This is a genomic window from Pseudonocardia sp. Ae717_Ps2, from assembly GCF_001932475.1.
GTDB lineage: Bacteria > Actinomycetota > Actinomycetes > Mycobacteriales > Pseudonocardiaceae > Pseudonocardia.
In genome coordinates this window covers 1-13,661 of record NZ_MCIS01000005.1, presented here as the reverse complement: position 1 = coordinate 13,661, position 13,661 = coordinate 1, and the positions used below count along the sequence as shown (strand labels likewise).

At 69.2% G+C, this 13,661-nt stretch carries 12 protein-coding genes and 4 pseudogenes; 7 read left to right on the top strand and 9 right to left on the bottom strand.

Going from position 1 to position 13,661, the window contains the following annotated elements; translation table 11 throughout:
- Positions 1 to 263: 263 nt before the first annotated feature.
- Together Ae717Ps2_RS36655 and dnaB are read left to right on the top strand one after the other, a co-directional pair.
- Positions 264 to 1,910, top strand: coding sequence for a hypothetical protein (locus Ae717Ps2_RS36655; RefSeq protein WP_139319126.1), 1,647 nt, complete (start codon positions 264 to 266; stop codon positions 1,908 to 1,910).
- An 11-nt stretch (positions 1,911 to 1,921) separates the two neighbouring features.
- Entirely contained in the window at positions 1,922 to 3,310 is a 1,389-nt protein-coding gene (dnaB, locus tag Ae717Ps2_RS30425; RefSeq protein ID WP_075334529.1) for a replicative DNA helicase, read from the top strand.
- Positions 3,311 to 3,414: 104 nt separating this feature from the next.
- On the opposite strand, the gene Ae717Ps2_RS30420 is transcribed toward dnaB, so the two are convergent.
- The 3 genes from Ae717Ps2_RS30420 to Ae717Ps2_RS30410 all read right to left on the bottom strand — a co-directional run bounded on the left by Ae717Ps2_RS30420 (position 3,415) and on the right by Ae717Ps2_RS30410 (position 5,687).
- Positions 3,415 to 4,350: a ParB/RepB/Spo0J family partition protein gene (locus Ae717Ps2_RS30420; RefSeq protein WP_075313255.1), complete on the bottom strand. Its 936-nt coding sequence runs from the start codon at positions 4,348 to 4,350 to the stop codon at positions 3,415 to 3,417.
- Positions 4,347 to 4,982, bottom strand: coding sequence for a ParA family protein (locus Ae717Ps2_RS30415; RefSeq protein ID WP_233147839.1), 636 nt, complete (start codon positions 4,980 to 4,982; stop codon positions 4,347 to 4,349). Before Ae717Ps2_RS30415 ends, Ae717Ps2_RS30420 begins: the two co-directional genes overlap by 4 nt.
- A gap of 408 nt (positions 4,983 to 5,390) precedes the next feature.
- On the bottom strand, positions 5,391 to 5,687 hold the full coding sequence (locus Ae717Ps2_RS30410) for a hypothetical protein (protein ID WP_075313256.1): 297 nt from the start codon (positions 5,685 to 5,687) through the stop codon (positions 5,391 to 5,393).
- 1,624 nt (positions 5,688 to 7,311) lie between these two features.
- Here Ae717Ps2_RS30410 and Ae717Ps2_RS30405 point away from each other — a divergent pair.
- From Ae717Ps2_RS30405 to Ae717Ps2_RS37570, 4 genes are read left to right on the top strand one after another with little or no spacing between them, the layout of a single operon-like run.
- Positions 7,312 to 7,662 carry a hypothetical protein gene (locus Ae717Ps2_RS30405; RefSeq protein ID WP_075313257.1) on the top strand — a complete coding sequence of 117 codons (351 nt, stop codon included), beginning with the start codon at positions 7,312 to 7,314 and terminating at the stop codon, positions 7,660 to 7,662.
- Complete coding sequence (locus tag Ae717Ps2_RS30400; protein ID WP_075313258.1) at positions 7,659 to 8,216, top strand: DUF6879 family protein; 558 nt, start codon at positions 7,659 to 7,661, stop codon at positions 8,214 to 8,216. Before Ae717Ps2_RS30405 ends, Ae717Ps2_RS30400 begins: the two co-directional genes overlap by 4 nt.
- A gap of 6 nt (positions 8,217 to 8,222) precedes the next feature.
- Positions 8,223 to 9,098, top strand: coding sequence for a DUF5753 domain-containing protein (locus Ae717Ps2_RS30395; RefSeq protein WP_075313259.1), 876 nt, complete (start codon positions 8,223 to 8,225; stop codon positions 9,096 to 9,098).
- Positions 9,095 to 9,241: a hypothetical protein gene (locus Ae717Ps2_RS37570; protein ID WP_158071578.1), complete on the top strand. Its 147-nt coding sequence runs from the start codon at positions 9,095 to 9,097 to the stop codon at positions 9,239 to 9,241. Before Ae717Ps2_RS30395 ends, Ae717Ps2_RS37570 begins: the two co-directional genes overlap by 4 nt.
- Positions 9,242 to 9,681: 440 nt before the next feature.
- On the opposite strand, the pseudogene Ae717Ps2_RS35635 reads toward Ae717Ps2_RS37570, so the two are convergent.
- The 3 pseudogenes from Ae717Ps2_RS35635 to Ae717Ps2_RS40625 form a co-directional block, all read right to left on the bottom strand.
- Positions 9,682 to 10,299 (bottom strand): annotated as a pseudogene (locus Ae717Ps2_RS35635) (transposase); the annotation flags it as partial.
- Positions 10,300 to 10,657: 358 nt separating this feature from the next.
- Positions 10,658 to 11,008, bottom strand: a pseudogene (locus tag Ae717Ps2_RS40630) (transposase); the annotation flags it as partial.
- A gap of 230 nt (positions 11,009 to 11,238) precedes the next feature.
- A pseudogene (locus Ae717Ps2_RS40625) lies at positions 11,239 to 11,343 on the bottom strand (helix-turn-helix domain-containing protein); the annotation flags it as partial.
- A 49-nt stretch (positions 11,344 to 11,392) separates the two neighbouring features.
- Between Ae717Ps2_RS40625 and Ae717Ps2_RS30370 the strand changes: the two are divergent.
- A complete protein-coding gene (locus Ae717Ps2_RS30370) occupies positions 11,393 to 11,638 on the top strand; it encodes an integrase core domain-containing protein (protein ID WP_158071577.1) in 246 nt (81 codons plus the stop codon).
- On the opposite strand, the gene Ae717Ps2_RS30365 is transcribed toward Ae717Ps2_RS30370, so the two are convergent.
- The 3 genes and pseudogenes from Ae717Ps2_RS30365 to Ae717Ps2_RS35625 form a co-directional block, all read right to left on the bottom strand.
- On the bottom strand, positions 11,603 to 11,848 hold the full coding sequence (locus Ae717Ps2_RS30365) for an MnhB domain-containing protein (RefSeq protein WP_075334512.1): 246 nt from the start codon (positions 11,846 to 11,848) through the stop codon (positions 11,603 to 11,605). The genes Ae717Ps2_RS30370 and Ae717Ps2_RS30365 overlap by 36 nt on opposite strands.
- A 212-nt stretch (positions 11,849 to 12,060) precedes the next feature.
- The gene (locus tag Ae717Ps2_RS30360; RefSeq protein WP_143510675.1) at positions 12,061 to 12,531 is read right to left on the bottom strand and encodes a hypothetical protein; all 471 of its coding nucleotides are present in this window, start codon (positions 12,529 to 12,531) and stop codon (positions 12,061 to 12,063) included.
- 29 nt (positions 12,532 to 12,560) lie between these two features.
- Positions 12,561 to 13,661, bottom strand: a pseudogene (locus tag Ae717Ps2_RS35625) (cytochrome bc complex cytochrome b subunit); the annotation flags it as partial.

The following is a 13,661-nucleotide window of genomic DNA, read 5'->3' as shown; positions in this document are numbered from 1 at the left end:
GGCCGCCTCGAATCGCTCTCGCATCAGTCGGTCGTGCACCCGAGCTGACGCCGTAGCCCCGGCGAACCGGGGCCAATCCCCATCCGTCCAAGAAGGGGCGCTTTCGCGTGTCCAGGATACACCCTGGGCCGGAACGCGACCATGACAGACACGGGGCGAGTTCGTCGTGCCCACGTGCCCTCAGCTCGTCGGCGACGCTGAACAACCGCCGATCTGTCATCGCCGCACACCCAAACCCCGGCCCGACCTCGATCAATGCACCCGTGCCGCTGCAGCCGCCGTCGCGGCAGCTGCTCCTCGATCAGACCATGTCGGCCCTCGCCGTCTCCTGTGGAACGGGGGAGGCCGAGTCCGACCCGGCGGCTCCTCAGCTGTGTGTGAGCTGTCGACGACGCTCCGGCAGCACGCGCGACACCCCACTGCGCTCGGTCGTCTGCGGGCCGTGCTGGTTCGCCGGCGGCGGCGACATCTCGCCGTCCGAGCTCGCAGACACGACCTCCACCCCCGACGATCTCGCGACGGCTCTGGACGCGGTCACTGCACTCCCCCGCACCGCGCTGGACTGGTACCGCGGGCTCCTGGGCTCGCCCTGGTACCAGCAGATCCGCCGCGACGCGGCAGGACGGCTGCGTGGACTGCTCGAGGAACTGGCCCGCCGCGCGGACTGGGACGCCCACACCAGCTGGCCGACCTGGGACCGCCTCCAACTCGCCAGCGGCTGGCGGCGCAGCTCGACCGCCGCCTGGCTCGCCGAACTGCAGCGCCAGGGCTGGCTGTCCCGCGTCGAGGGCGGGTCCACCCCGCAGTACCGCCCGATCGCCCTGCAGCACCTCTCCGGGAACCGGGCCGCGGTCTATCAGCTGCGTGTGCCGGCCACTGAGGCCGCTGAGAGGGGCATCCCGACCTTGCCGGAGGCCGCCAGTAGCCCTCGGCCCGAGGCCACGGCACAGACCGAACAGGACACAACTTGGACCCCAACCCACCCACTTAGTAATCCCTCTAAGATTCCTACAGGGGTTCTTACACGCGCGAGAGCGTGTGTCCACAGTTCCGAGATCAACTCACCTTCACGAAACGTATTCGGCCCTACCGGGCCAGGCCACGAGGAAAAACAGGGCGGCTATTTCGCTGATCGCGTGCCGGTGACCGGGGCTGAGATGCTCGCGGCGGCCGCGGAGCTGCGCTCCGACCCCGCCCTGCGGCGGCTGACGCCGCGCTGGATCCGCGCCATCGTCCGCCGCTGGTGGGAAGCCGGGTGGACCAACAACGACCTGCGCTTCGCTATCGCCCACCAGCCCACCGCCGACGGCCCCGCCCGCGCCGTGCACCGTTGCCCGGCAGCCGAGCTCCGGAGCCCTGATGGCTGGCTGCGCCACCGTCTGCGCCGCTGGAGCGACGATCGCGGCCCGCTGGTCTCCCCCTCGGCCGACGCCCGCCATCGCCGCCAGACTGCCGCCGAACACGGCCAGGCCGCCGCTGACCGGCTGCCCTACGGCGCCGCTGACCTGTCCCCCACCGACCTGCACATCACCAGCGACGACCACCGCGCCGCACGCTCTGCCCTCGTCCGCCGCTGGGCGGCCGAGTTCACCGCCAGCCGCAACGCCCCCCGACCCGCCGCCGAGGTCGCCACCCCCGAGGACAGCAAGCGCCACTACCGCCGGATCAGCCGCGACCTCGACGCGGGCCGCCAGCGCCGCACCGCCACTCCCCCACCGGCCGAGCCATCCGAGCCCACCGCAGCCGCGGCCCCGGCGAGTTCCTCCCCGGGCACCGGCTCTCCGCACGACAACGGCGCCGACATCGGCGAGGCGGGCTCCGCCCACGAACGTGCGCTCGCCCGCGCCCGCGTCGAGCGCACCTCCCACGCCGCCCGTCCGCTCCGCCGAGCCCCCCGGAGGTTCCGTTGACAGCCGAGCCCATCGACCACGATCAGGCCCACGGCAGCGAATCATTACCTGGTAATGGGTCCGTAGCCAGCGGCACCTTCGACCGTCAGCCCCCACAGGACCTCACCGCGGAACAGTCCGTGCTCGGCGGCATGCTGCTGAGCAAGGACGCGATCGCCGACGTGGTCGAGGTGCTGCGCCCGGAGGACTTCTACCGGCCCGCGCACCAGACCGTCTACGAGACGATCCTGGACCTCTACGGCCGTGGGGAGCCGGCCGACGCGGTGACCGTGTCGGCGGAGCTGCAGCGGCGCGGCGAGCTCGTGCGGCTGGGAGGGGCGCCGTACCTGCACACCCTGATCGCGACCGTGCCGACCGCGGCGAACGCGGCGTACTACGCCGAGATCGTCGGGGAGAAGGCGATCCTGCGGCGGCTGGTCGAGGCCGGCACCCGGATCGTGCAGCTCGGCTACCACGGCAACGAGGGCGGTGAGGTCGAGGAGGTCGTCGACCGGGCACAGGCCGCGGTCTACGAGGTCACCGAGCGCACCACCACCGAGGACTACACGGTGCTGGAGGAGCTGCTCCAGCCCACCATGGACGAGATCGACGCGATCGCCTCCCAGGGCGGGATGGCCGCGGGCGTGCCGACCGGGTTCGCCGATCTCGACGCCGTGACCAACGGCCTGCACCCGGGGCAGATGGTCGTCGTCGCGGCCCGTCCGGGTCTGGGCAAGTCGACCCTCGGCCTTGACTTCGCCCGGTCGTGCTCCATCAAGAACGGCATGACCAGCGCGTTCTTCTCGCTGGAGATGAGCAAGTCCGAGATCGTCATGCGTCTGCTCTCGGCGGAGGCGCGGATCCGGCTGGCCGACATGCGCGCCGGCCGGATGTCGGACGAGGACTGGACGCGGATGGCGCGGCGGATGTCGGAGATCTCCGAGGCGCCGCTCTACATCGACGACTCGCCGAACCTGACGCTCATGGAGATCCGGGCCAAGGCGCGCCGGATGAAGCAGCGCTACGACCTGAAGCTGATCATCCTGGACTACCTGCAGCTGATGACCTCGGGCCGCAAGGTCGAGTCACGTCAGCAGGAGGTGTCCGAGTTCTCGCGTCAAATCAAGCTGATCGCGAAGGAGCTCGAGGTGCCGGTGGTGGCGATGAGCCAGCTGAACCGTGGTCCCGAGCAGCGCACGGACAAGCGGCCGATGCTGTCGGACCTGCGTGAGTCCGGTTCGATCGAGCAGGACGCCGACATGGTGGTCCTGCTGCACCGGCCCGACGCGTTCGAACAGGACGATCCGCGCGCCGGCGAGGCGGACCTGATCCTGGCCAAGCACCGTAACGGCCCGACCACGACGATCACGGTGGCCCACCAGCTGCACTACAGCCGGTTCTCCGACCTGGCGCACGGCTGAGCCGCGCCGGGGCGGCCGATAACCGGGTTATCGGAACCCGCTGCGAGCGAGCGACCGATAACCCGGTTATCGACTGTGGGTCGGCGATAACCGGGTTATCGACTTCAACGCCGAAGCGCGGTCAGCGCGCCGATCAGCGCTTCCAGCCCGTCGTCGTCCAGCTGCCGACGCAGGCGCCGGGCGATCTTGTCGACGTCCACAGCCTCGTCACGAGCGCCCGGCTCGGACGCCGGAACGGGGGAGGAGGACCCGTTCGCAGCCTCAGCATCGGCATCAGCGCCAGCGGAAGAGGTCACGACCTCCACAGCAGGTGGCTTGTCGCGCAGAGTCTTGAGCTTCTCCGCCTGTTCCTCCGCGGGAACCGAGGCGACGGTTCGGGCTTCCTTCACCGATAGCTCGCCGGCGCGGAGCTGCTCCTGTAGCTCAGGGGTGAGCTTGAGGAGAGACAGCCGTTGGGAGACCCACGCCTGGGTCTTCGCGACACGCTTCGCCGCCGCGCGTTGCGAACCATGCCGCTCGACAAGGCCTTGGAGCTCCCTGGCCTCCAGCAGTGGGGGGAGGTCCTGGCGGTGGATGTTCTCGACGAGCGTGGCCTCGGCCAGCATCGGGTCCGCTCCGCCGAGCCGATCCTCGACCGATGCCACGAGATGGGTCAACCCGGCCAGGTGGGCGGCTGCGAGCCGGCGGTTTCCGATGAGGACCACCCACGACGCGGTCCCGAGCTGATCCGCGTCCTCGGGATAGTGAGCAAGGTAGACATCTCGGGCGACCACCGTCGCTGGCTGCAGCTGATGGTGCTCCCGAAGGCTGTCGGCGAGCTCCTCGATCGCGGAGTCGTCGTAGCCGTAACGCGGGTTGCGCGGATTGTGGGCCAAGTCGGACAACGGGATCCGGCGCTGGGACGCCCCGCCGTCGGCCAGAGCGTGCAGCGAGGTCTCCTCGGCGAAGACATCGGAGCTGAACGAGACTCGCCCCCGCTTGCGCTTCTTCGCCGGCGCGCCGACCCCAGAGTCCGATGCGCTCGCGGCCACCTCGCTCATCGGGTGCGTCCGTAGCCGAGCTCGAGTGCCAGCCGCAGGATGTCCTGCTGCGCCTCCAAGGCCACGCGGCTCTTGGCGTACTGGGTGCAGACCACGCCCTCGGCCGCCGCCCGGCTGTGGATCTTGTACCGACGGACGACCGAGTTCGCCAGCGGCCAGTTCTTCTTCCGAGCGAAGGCGAGGGTGTCGTCGAGGTCGACCCGGCCGTCGCGTGGATCCCAGAGATTCACCACGACGGTGTAGGGGACACCCAGCGGCTCAACGACCTGGGTGATCGTCGTGTCTGCCGGCACGAAGGTGAGCGGCTCCGTCGTGATCGGAACGATCGCGTCGTCGGCGCTCTTCAGGACCGACCGGAGGATGTGCTCGTTCTCCAGGCTGCCTGGGGTGTCGACGAACACGTGCGCGTAGTCGGCATCGCGCAGCCGCTCAAGATCGCTTGGGTCGTCGGTCTCGGTGTAGGCGAACGGGATGTCATCACCGACTCGGCTCGCCCACCAATCCATCGATCGCTGTGGGTCGGTACCGACGACCAGGACGGACGGATCGTCGCCCCCCAGTACCTGGTCGACGACCGCAGCGAGGTTGACGGTGATCGTGGTCTTGCCGACGCCGCCCTTCTGGCAGCACACAGCGTGAACTCTGGCCAAGATGGCCACCTTTCCGTGGACTTCACGGCCCGGAATCGGGGCGCTACTTCGGATAAGTCGTGTCAGATGATGCCATCTGCACGCCTGCGCTCCGACGCCATCCCACGGCGTGTGGCGTCAGGGTCGCGCACCACGGCGACGGTATAACCCGGTTATCACCGTCTTCTCGTCGGCAGGGTGCGCAGCTCTTCGGTCGACGTGCTCGCTGGCGGCTCAATCTGCCGCCCGGGGTCAATCGCTCGGTAGCGAAGGATTCCGTTTCGAAGCGACCCGCCGATGAGGCCCTGGGCGAACGACGTCGGCGCTCGGCGACATCGTGCTGCACCGAGGTCCTCGGAGAGTGCCTCGCGCCTATAACCGGGTTATCGCACGACACGGTCGCCCGTGCGCTCAGCCGTCGTCTGAACGGAATACCCCATGCGCGACCAGCCACTTCCGCCAGTGGTCCACACGCTCCGGATCGGCCACGAAGTCGGCCGGCCAGTCGTCGATCGCGATCTGGCGCAGAACGTCGCGCACCAGGCTGCGGCCGACCCGGGCGCGGGAGGAGACCTTCCGCAGGTGGGGGTCCACCACGGCGTGCATCGCACGCGCGGTGTCGTCCAGCGTGAAATGCACCGGCCGGTAGGCGACCAGAACCTCATGTCCGTGCTCGTCTGCCCTGGCGACCAGCGAACCCTCGCGCATCCTCGCTCCACTCACCCGCTTGGTTCGGTACCGGGAACTGTACCGACGTTCGCGGTGTGGCCGAGAGCCCGCGTGAGCGTGTCTCCGAGCAGCGAGCCCGCGGCGCCCCGGGGGCTACGAGGTCACCGAATGTGCCCGCTCGATCCTCGGCATCGCGCACGGCTGCCGAACGCGGCTGGTCCGGCCGGACACGCAGCCGGACACCCGGCCGGACCAGCACCTTCGCCGCGTTCTCGCCCGGCCCGAAGCCCGTGCGAACCTGCCGGAGACGGCGGATTCGACAACATCTATTAGCGAGACAGTATCGCAACTGGTGGCGAGGCCTGATTGGGAAGGCCGCGGAGGTGGGCAGCCGGCCGCGCGTGCTCGGCGCGGGCATCCAGCCGAGTCCCTGGCGGGGTGAGTGCCCGTTCAGGCCCTGCAGATGCCTTCTGACCAGCCGAGACAGGCGTTCCCGCGCCTGCTGCGCGTCGATCTGACCTCCGGAAGGGGATGCGAGCACCCGTCCAGGGCGCGGTGAGCCTGTGACCAGTAACTACGCAACTTCCAGCGGCTCTCGGGTGAACCAGCGTCAGCCGCGCGATCGGTCCCTCAGGCTGGGCGTGACGTCCCTTATGAAGGGCGGGGGGCGTCCGCCGGGGCTACGTCGTCGGTTCCTGACGCAGTTGTTCCTGGTCAGGTCGCGGTACAGAGCTCGCAGGCGCGCCATTCCGGACTGGGCGGCTTCGACGTAGGGCCCGTGAGGCGAGACGCGTCGAGGGGCGTGCTCAGCAGCTCCAAAGGGGAGCCGACGTCTCCCGGTCCTGTCGACGCGTCAGCAGCGCGGCCGGTGCCCGGGGGAGTAGAAGACCCGGGCGTGCCCGCATCCTGCCGGGCCGCCGCGCGCGTACGCGTGCGTTGCGTAGAAGCCGCCCGGAACCGCGAGACCCAATTTCCACGGACATTTCCGGATCGAGGAGGCGCCGGTCTGCGTCCGACCCACTCGATCCGGTGGGCGATCTCCGGCGCGTGTGCCGGCCTGGAAAGTCCCGAGGGGATCGCGCCCAGCCCGGGTCGAGCGCCGGGCCGTGTCGCCGAAGCTGGCATGTCAGCGACGCCGCGGGGCGGACGATCGAATCCGCGGGCCCCGGGTGGACGGCCCCGGACTGCAGGCAGAGCCGTCCTGCCCGCGGAGTGGCTCCCGCACTCGGATCCCTCCCATCGAGCTCTGGCGAGCGCCGGTCGACGACCGGCAGGGCGGGGCAGGGGGGAGCGTTCGTGCTGCTTGCGGGTTCGAGTCCGGAGCAGATGAGGCTGGAGCCGGGCGAGCGTGCGAGCGGCGGCCGGCCCCGCCGCGGTCGTTCGGTGTCCCACCCGCACCGGCGGCGTCGGGCCCGCTCGCATGCACGGCGAGGAGGGGACCGCTCCTGAGCCGCCCGGGGAAATTTCCGGCGAGCAACCTGCCGCCACCAGGGACCGAGCAACGCGACGTACGCGTACGCGCGCGACGCCGGAAATTTCTCGACGGCTCCCGCACTCGTCGACCGGGATCCTGCGCCGGGTCTCGCCGGCGTCGTTGCCAGCCCGACTAGTCGCGCTTAGTCTTCGGAGTACTAGGATCACGGCTCAACGGAAGGCGGACCTCATGGGCATGCAGCTGCTCGCCGGGACGATGGAGTGCCGCAACGGCAACTGTCCGACCGCGTGGCTCACCGAGCGCGGCTCGGTGATTGTGCAGGGCTATGTCGCGACGCCCCAGCTGGTGAGGGTGCCGCGCGACCTGATCGAGCGCGCCGCGCGTGAGCTCGTGATGCACGGTGTTGAGCCAGGAGCGGTGCCGGCGCCGCGCTCGACTGCCCTCCGGGCGGCGGGGGAGTGGTTCGAGGTCGCCGGCACACCCACGACGCTGCGCTGTCCTGCTGGCGAGCGTGCGCACGAGGTACCAGCACTGGCTGTTCTGGCCGCTGCCGCCGAGTCGACGAGGGAGGCCGTATGACCCCCGAGGACCTGAACGAGCTCTACCGCACCTACCGGGAGTCGGCGTTCCGGCTCGAGTGCCGCGACACCTACGCGATCCCCGGCGAGGACCCCGACTTCGACGCCTTCCTCGCGCACGAGTCGTTCCCGGCGCGCACGGTCGACGACGACGAGTGGCTGGCCAACGTCCACGCCCAGGTCGGCCGGGGCAAGTACTTCGGCCGCGTCCGCCTGCTCGGCCACCCGGTCACCGACTACACGCGGTTCCAGCTGCTCTGCTACCCCCGCGAGAACCTCCCGGCGGGGGAGGAGGTCCGGATCCTCGACCGGCACTGGCTCGGCTCGGATGACGGATGGACCCACCAGGACTTCTGGATGTTCGACGAGCGCATCGTCGTGCTGCAGCACTTCGACGACGAGGGGCACTTCCTCGGCGTCTCCGAGGGCGGGGATCCCGCCCCCTACATCGCCATCCGCCGACGGGCCGTCGAGCTGTCGGTGCCCTTCGACCAGTACCGCCTGGTCCCGGCCCCGCGCACTGGCGCCGAGACCCCTGAGCACGCTGCGAGCTAAGCACCCTTGACTCGCGCCGAGATCCACCCTCAGCACCAGCGCCTGGCGGCGCGCTTGAAGGAGCTCCGCCAGGCCGCTGGGCTGTCGGCCGCTGCCCTCGGGCAGCCTTTCGGCTGGTCACAGAGCAAGACCTCCAAGATGGAGAACGGCACCTCCGCCCTGGTCATCGCAGATATCCACCAGTGGCTCGACCGGGTCCAGGCCAGCGACGACGAACGCACCGAGGTGCTCGCCCTGGCCCGCGAGACCGGTACCCGCGTACGTCCCTGGCGCGACGCCGACCGCCCGGATGCCGCGACCCAGCAGGACGCGCGAGGCCGCCGCGACACCGAGACCAGCGGAATCGGGGTGTTCCAGTCCGAAGTGGTGCCCGGACTGCTGCAGACCCCCGAGTACGCCCGCCGCCTGCGTGAGGTCCACACCCTGCTCCCGGCCGACGAGATCCCGGCCGCGGTGCTGGCGCTGATGAACCGCCAGACCGTGCTCTTCGACGAGACCAAGCAGTTCGACCTGGTCATCACCGAGACCGCGCTGCGCTGGCGCCCGGGCTCGGTCGCGCTCTCACTCGCCCAGCTCGACCGCATCGCCACCCTGGCCGGACTGCCCAACGTCCGCATCGGCGTCCTGTCACGCGAGACCCAGGAGCGCACCGCCGCGCGCCCGCTGCACTCGTTCGTGGTGCTGCGCTATGCCGACGCGCCGTCGACCGTGGAGATCGAGACCCTCACCGCCGAGCAGGAAGTCACCGAGCCCGCCGACGTGGAGCTCTACGAGCAGTTCCTCGCCGAGCAGCAAGGCCTCGCCGAGCACGGCCCGGCGCTCCTGGCTCTACTCGACCGGATCCGCGACGACCTCAGGCAGCTCACCTCGAACGGCTCATGACCGGCACCCCGGTCATGCCCGGCGACGAGTTGCCCGACGACGACTATCTGACCTGGTCCTGCGGGGTGTGCGGGCTGTGCACCCAGGGCGGACGCCGGGGGCTGCGGCTGCACATGGACACCGTCCACCCGGAACCGTCGTGACCGGGGCCCGCCTCCCCGTCCGGACCACGACGACGAGTTAGTCGCAGATCGCGACTAGGTCCGCGACTCGGTAAATCTGCTGGTCGCGGGACATATGTGCGCACTCGGTGCGGTAGGACGGGAATCAGGGCGCGACTCCCGACTAGTCGTCGACTAGTCTTGAGTGCAGAGAGGCCCCGGCGGCTGGCACCGCCGAGGCCTCAGAGCGGACTACCAAACCGATCCCCTGCATGAGGAAGTCAGGCGCCCATGAAGACCGTACCCAGCACGCGCCGCACGCCGGTCATGCCGGTCGTCGACCGCGCGTCGCGGCTGCCCTGCGCCGCCCCTGACAACGTCGAGCTGTTCTTCCCGGTCGGCACCAGCGGACCGGCCCTGCAGCAGACCGCCGAGCCAAGACGCTCTGCATGAGCTGCCCGATCCTGCAGGCCTGCCGCGAGGACGCCCTCGCCCGGCCCGCCCACTTCGCCCACGGAGTGGTGGGTCCGTGGCGCCCCTTGGGTGTTGTCCTCGGCGTGGACGGCCCTGATCCGCTCCGCGAGCTCGACATCGGCCCGGGCACGCTCGTCGCGTGCCGGGGCGGCCTTGACCCAGGCGTAGTAGGACGAGCGCTCGATCTCGACGAGCTCACAGAGTCGCTTCACCTCGAAGGTGGCGGAGTTGTCGGCGACGAACTGGAAGCGACTCACCAGCGCGTCTCCCCGGCGAAATACTTGGCCGCCCGCTGAAGGATCTCCCGCTCGGTCGTGAGCTTGGTGGTCTCGATCTCGAGCTCGTCCACCCTCGCTTCAAGCCGGGCGATCTTCTGGGCCGGCGTCTCATCGGTCGGCGCCGACGGGCTCGTCGTCGTGGCCGTCCTCGACTGCAGCGGGCTGGAGGTCGGTGTCCGGTCAGCGGCGGTCTTCCTGCCGGTCCCGTAGACCTCGAGCCAGTGCCGCAGCGTCCCGCGCACGATGCCGAGGTCCTCGGCGATACCGCGGAACCGTGGCGCCCGGGGTGGACTCGTACAAGTCCACGGCCTGACGACGGAACTCCTCGGAGTAGCTCTTCCTGGCCATGATTCTCAGATCATCTCGCTTCCCCAGCACCAAGTGCTGGATTCAGCGTGTCCAAGAACCGGGGTCAGGCCCCGGCGAATTCAGGCGGTTGAAGCATCTAGCTCAACGAGTTCGGCGAATATCTCGGAGGGCTTCTTCCAGTTGTGGATTTTACGGGGTCGGTCGTTGATGTCGCAAGCCACCATCGCCAGGTATTTCGGGTCCGAGGTGATGTCCGTGCCTTTCGGGAAGTACTCGCGGACGATGCGGTTGAGGTTCTCGTTGCTGCCGCGTTCCCACGGCGAGTGTGGGTGGGCGAGTACACCGGCATCGAGCCCTTGGTGACGGTGGCGTGGCCGGCCATCTCGGCACCGCAGTCCCAGGTCAGTGAGGCCCGCATGTGCGCGGGCAGACCGCTGGTGGCGGCGATGACCCCACGGCCGACGGTGAGCGCGTCGCGGCCGGTCAGGGGCACGAGGACCAGGAACCGGGAGGTGCGCTCGACCAGCGTGGCGACGGCGGTCTTGCCGTTCTTGCCGATGACCAGGTCACCCTCCCAGTGGCCGGGCACGGCGCGCCCCTGGGCGTCGGCGGGCGGGCGTCGATGTAGGTCGGGTCCTTGATCCGCGGGGCCGGTGGGGGCTTGGCGCCGCCTCGTCGGGCGGTGCGCCCGGACCGTAGCGCGAGCAGCTCGCGGGCCAGCGTGGACACCGGGGTGGCATAGATCCACTGGTAGATCGCCTCGTGAGACACCCGACAAGCCTCGTCATCGGGGTGCTCGGTCGGCAACCGGCCCGCGATCGAGGCCGGTGACCAGCCACCACGCAACAGAGCATGCACGATCCCGCGCAACCGCGGGTGACGGTCCACCGCGAACTGCTTCGGCCGCTCCCGCGCCGCCAGGGCCCGTTCCTGCGCTGCCGCGGCCCGGTACTCGTAGCGTCCGCCGTGACGACGGACCTCACGAGAGATCACCGACCGATCACGACCCACCACCGAGGCGATCTGCTTGTAGGACAAGCCCTCCGCGAGACCCCTCGAGATCTCCTCCCGATCCGACAACATCAACATCTCACGCACGGAACATCCTGTCCCGCCGAACAACCAAGATCAAGTGCTACGACCGGCTGAACTCGCCGCCACCTGCTTCGACAACGCCGTCGCCGAGTCGTTCTTCGCCAGCTACAAGAAAGAACTCATCCACACCCGGCCATGGAACGACGTCACCGAGGTCCGACAGCAGACATTCGTGTGGATCGAGAGCTACTACAACCGTCGCAGACGGCACTCCACCCTCGGATACTTGACACCCACCGAATACGAGCTAGGATTCAGGAAAATAACCGACTTGGCAGCCTAAACCGGCGTCAAAGAAATCGGGAACACTCCAACCCATGATCACGGGCGGGTGGACCTGCGTCACTCCTCGCCCCGCGGGCTCGCCGCTGGCGATGTGGCGAAGGACGAACGCGAGGCCAGCTACAAGCCCGCCGGAGAACCCGCCCCCCGGGCCGTAGTGTCCGCCGACCAGCAGGTAGATCGAGTACAACAGCATGACGGGGAACAGCATACGGGCAACGGGAACCAGCGGGGAGATGTAACCTTCCGGCCCGGGTCCGCCGCCCGGCGACTCGTCGTCCACAGCGGGTGTCCCTCTGCCTGGAGATGGGGTGTACGCCCGAGGCGCTCTCCATCCCACCGGTTCCTGCCACCTGCCCGGGGAGGCGCGGGCGTCGACCGTCCACTCGGTCACCGGTTCGCCTGCGGGCCCGGGCGAGGTCTTCACCGAGTTCCTCGAGTGTGCCAGGGTTTCGCGGTGTCGAGTGGGAGGTCACCGGGCGCGATCCTGAGGGTGAAATGGGTGGCAGCCCGGTACTCGATGGGGAGTTCCTGCAGTAGAGGCGCTACGACGGTGACCACCGACTTCGCGTGGATGGGGCCGAACACCGCGATCGCCCATTGCCGGGCTTCTGCGTCAGGTAGGGCCAGCGGGGCGCCGCTGGCTTTGTCCGTCCGTGTCACCGCCAACCGCCATTCCGACATGCTGCTGTCTACCCGGTGGACGGCCGAGCAGAGTGAGAGAACGTCACCGTTCCGGCTGATGCGTGCGTAGGCGAGCTCGGTTCCAGGTCGACCCTGTTCACGGTCGAACGCGTCGCGGAGGTGGAAAACGACGTCGGGAAAGCGCTCCTGCAACGCATCGATCTCCCGGTCTTGCCAAATGGTCACCGTCGCCGGAAGCCATCGGATCATGGGCGCAGCCCCCCGCCCGGCGGAGCGCTTCAGCCCGCTGCGCCGCCTCCGGGAGCGTCGACGCCGGCCCTGGCCCGTTCGTCGGCCTCGGCCCGTTCCCGGTCCCGCAGCTCCTGCCGGGCGCGTACGAGCGCCGCAGTCTCCGCGGGCGGGTCCGGGCTGAACAGGCTGCCGGGCACCGGCCTCCCGGCCAGCGCCCAGCTGGTTCATCCGCTTCGGCACCGAGGCGCCCTGGTAGTCGAGCACGACCGGGTGGCCGTCCTTGTCGAGACCGGCCAGCGGCTGGTGTAGCTCGACATACTGGCCGTGTGGGAGCCGCGTGATGATGCCGGTCTCCAGGCCGTGCTCCAGCACCGCGCGGTCGGAGTTCTGCAACCCGATGCACCAGCGGTAGGCCACCCAGTACACGGCGGCACGATCAGCAGCCCGAGCCGCCCCGCCCAGGTCGTCGCGTTGAGCGAGACGTGGAAGAACAGCGCGATCCAGTCGTTGAACCCGCAGAGCACCAACCATAGGTAGAACGCGATCGCCATCGCCCCAGCGCCGTCCGGACAGGCACGTCCCGGGGCCGCTGGAGCAGGTTGTGGTGCGCCTGTCGCCGGTGAACCTCCGCTCGATCTCGGATACGCGGACGCCACGGCGAACAACACGGGCAGGAACGCCGCGGTCGCAGGAACGCCGACGGGATGGTGTACGTGTCGAACAGGTAGAATTCCCACGGCGGGAAGATCCGCCCCATCCCTTCGGAGAAGAGCATATAGAAGTCGGGCTGCGACCCGGCCGAGACGTGCGAGGGATCGTAGGGCCCGAAGAACCAGATGCGGTTGATCTCGAAGAGTCCGGCGATTAGCACCAGGACACCGGTGACGACGAAAAAGAACGCGCCACCCTTGGCGGCGAACTGCGGCATGATGCGCACACCAACGACGTTGTTCTCTGTCCGACCGACGCCGGGGAACTGGGTATGCTTCTGGTACCACACCAACCCCAAGTGCACCGCGATCAGCGCGAGGATGACCCCGGGCAGGATCAGCACGTGAATGATGTAGAGCCGCGGGATGATCTCCATTCCCATGAACTCGCCACCGAACAACGCCCAGTGCACCCAGGTGCCGACCACGGGCACGGAC

What these genes read in the sequence shown, in the direction of transcription:
- Ae717Ps2_RS30410 (WP_075313256.1), bottom strand. Translation starts at nt 5,687, where the DNA reads ATGCGCGAGGGTTCGCTGGTCGCCAGGGCAGACGAGCACGGACATGAG.
- Ae717Ps2_RS30420 (WP_075313255.1), bottom strand. Translation starts at nt 4,350, where the DNA reads ATGAGCGAGGTGGCCGCGAGCGCATCGGACTCTGGGGTCGGCGCGCCG.
- Ae717Ps2_RS30400 (WP_075313258.1), top strand. Translation starts at nt 7,659, where the DNA reads ATGACCCCCGAGGACCTGAACGAGCTCTACCGCACCTACCGGGAGTCG.
- Ae717Ps2_RS30360 (WP_143510675.1), bottom strand. Translation starts at nt 12,531, where the DNA reads ATGATCCGATGGCTTCCGGCGACGGTGACCATTTGGCAAGACCGGGAG.
- Ae717Ps2_RS30405 (WP_075313257.1), top strand. Translation starts at nt 7,312, where the DNA reads ATGGGCATGCAGCTGCTCGCCGGGACGATGGAGTGCCGCAACGGCAAC.
- Ae717Ps2_RS37570 (WP_158071578.1), top strand. Translation starts at nt 9,095, where the DNA reads ATGACCGGCACCCCGGTCATGCCCGGCGACGAGTTGCCCGACGACGAC.
- Ae717Ps2_RS30365 (WP_075334512.1), bottom strand. Translation starts at nt 11,848, where the DNA reads ATGCTGTTCCCCGTCATGCTGTTGTACTCGATCTACCTGCTGGTCGGC.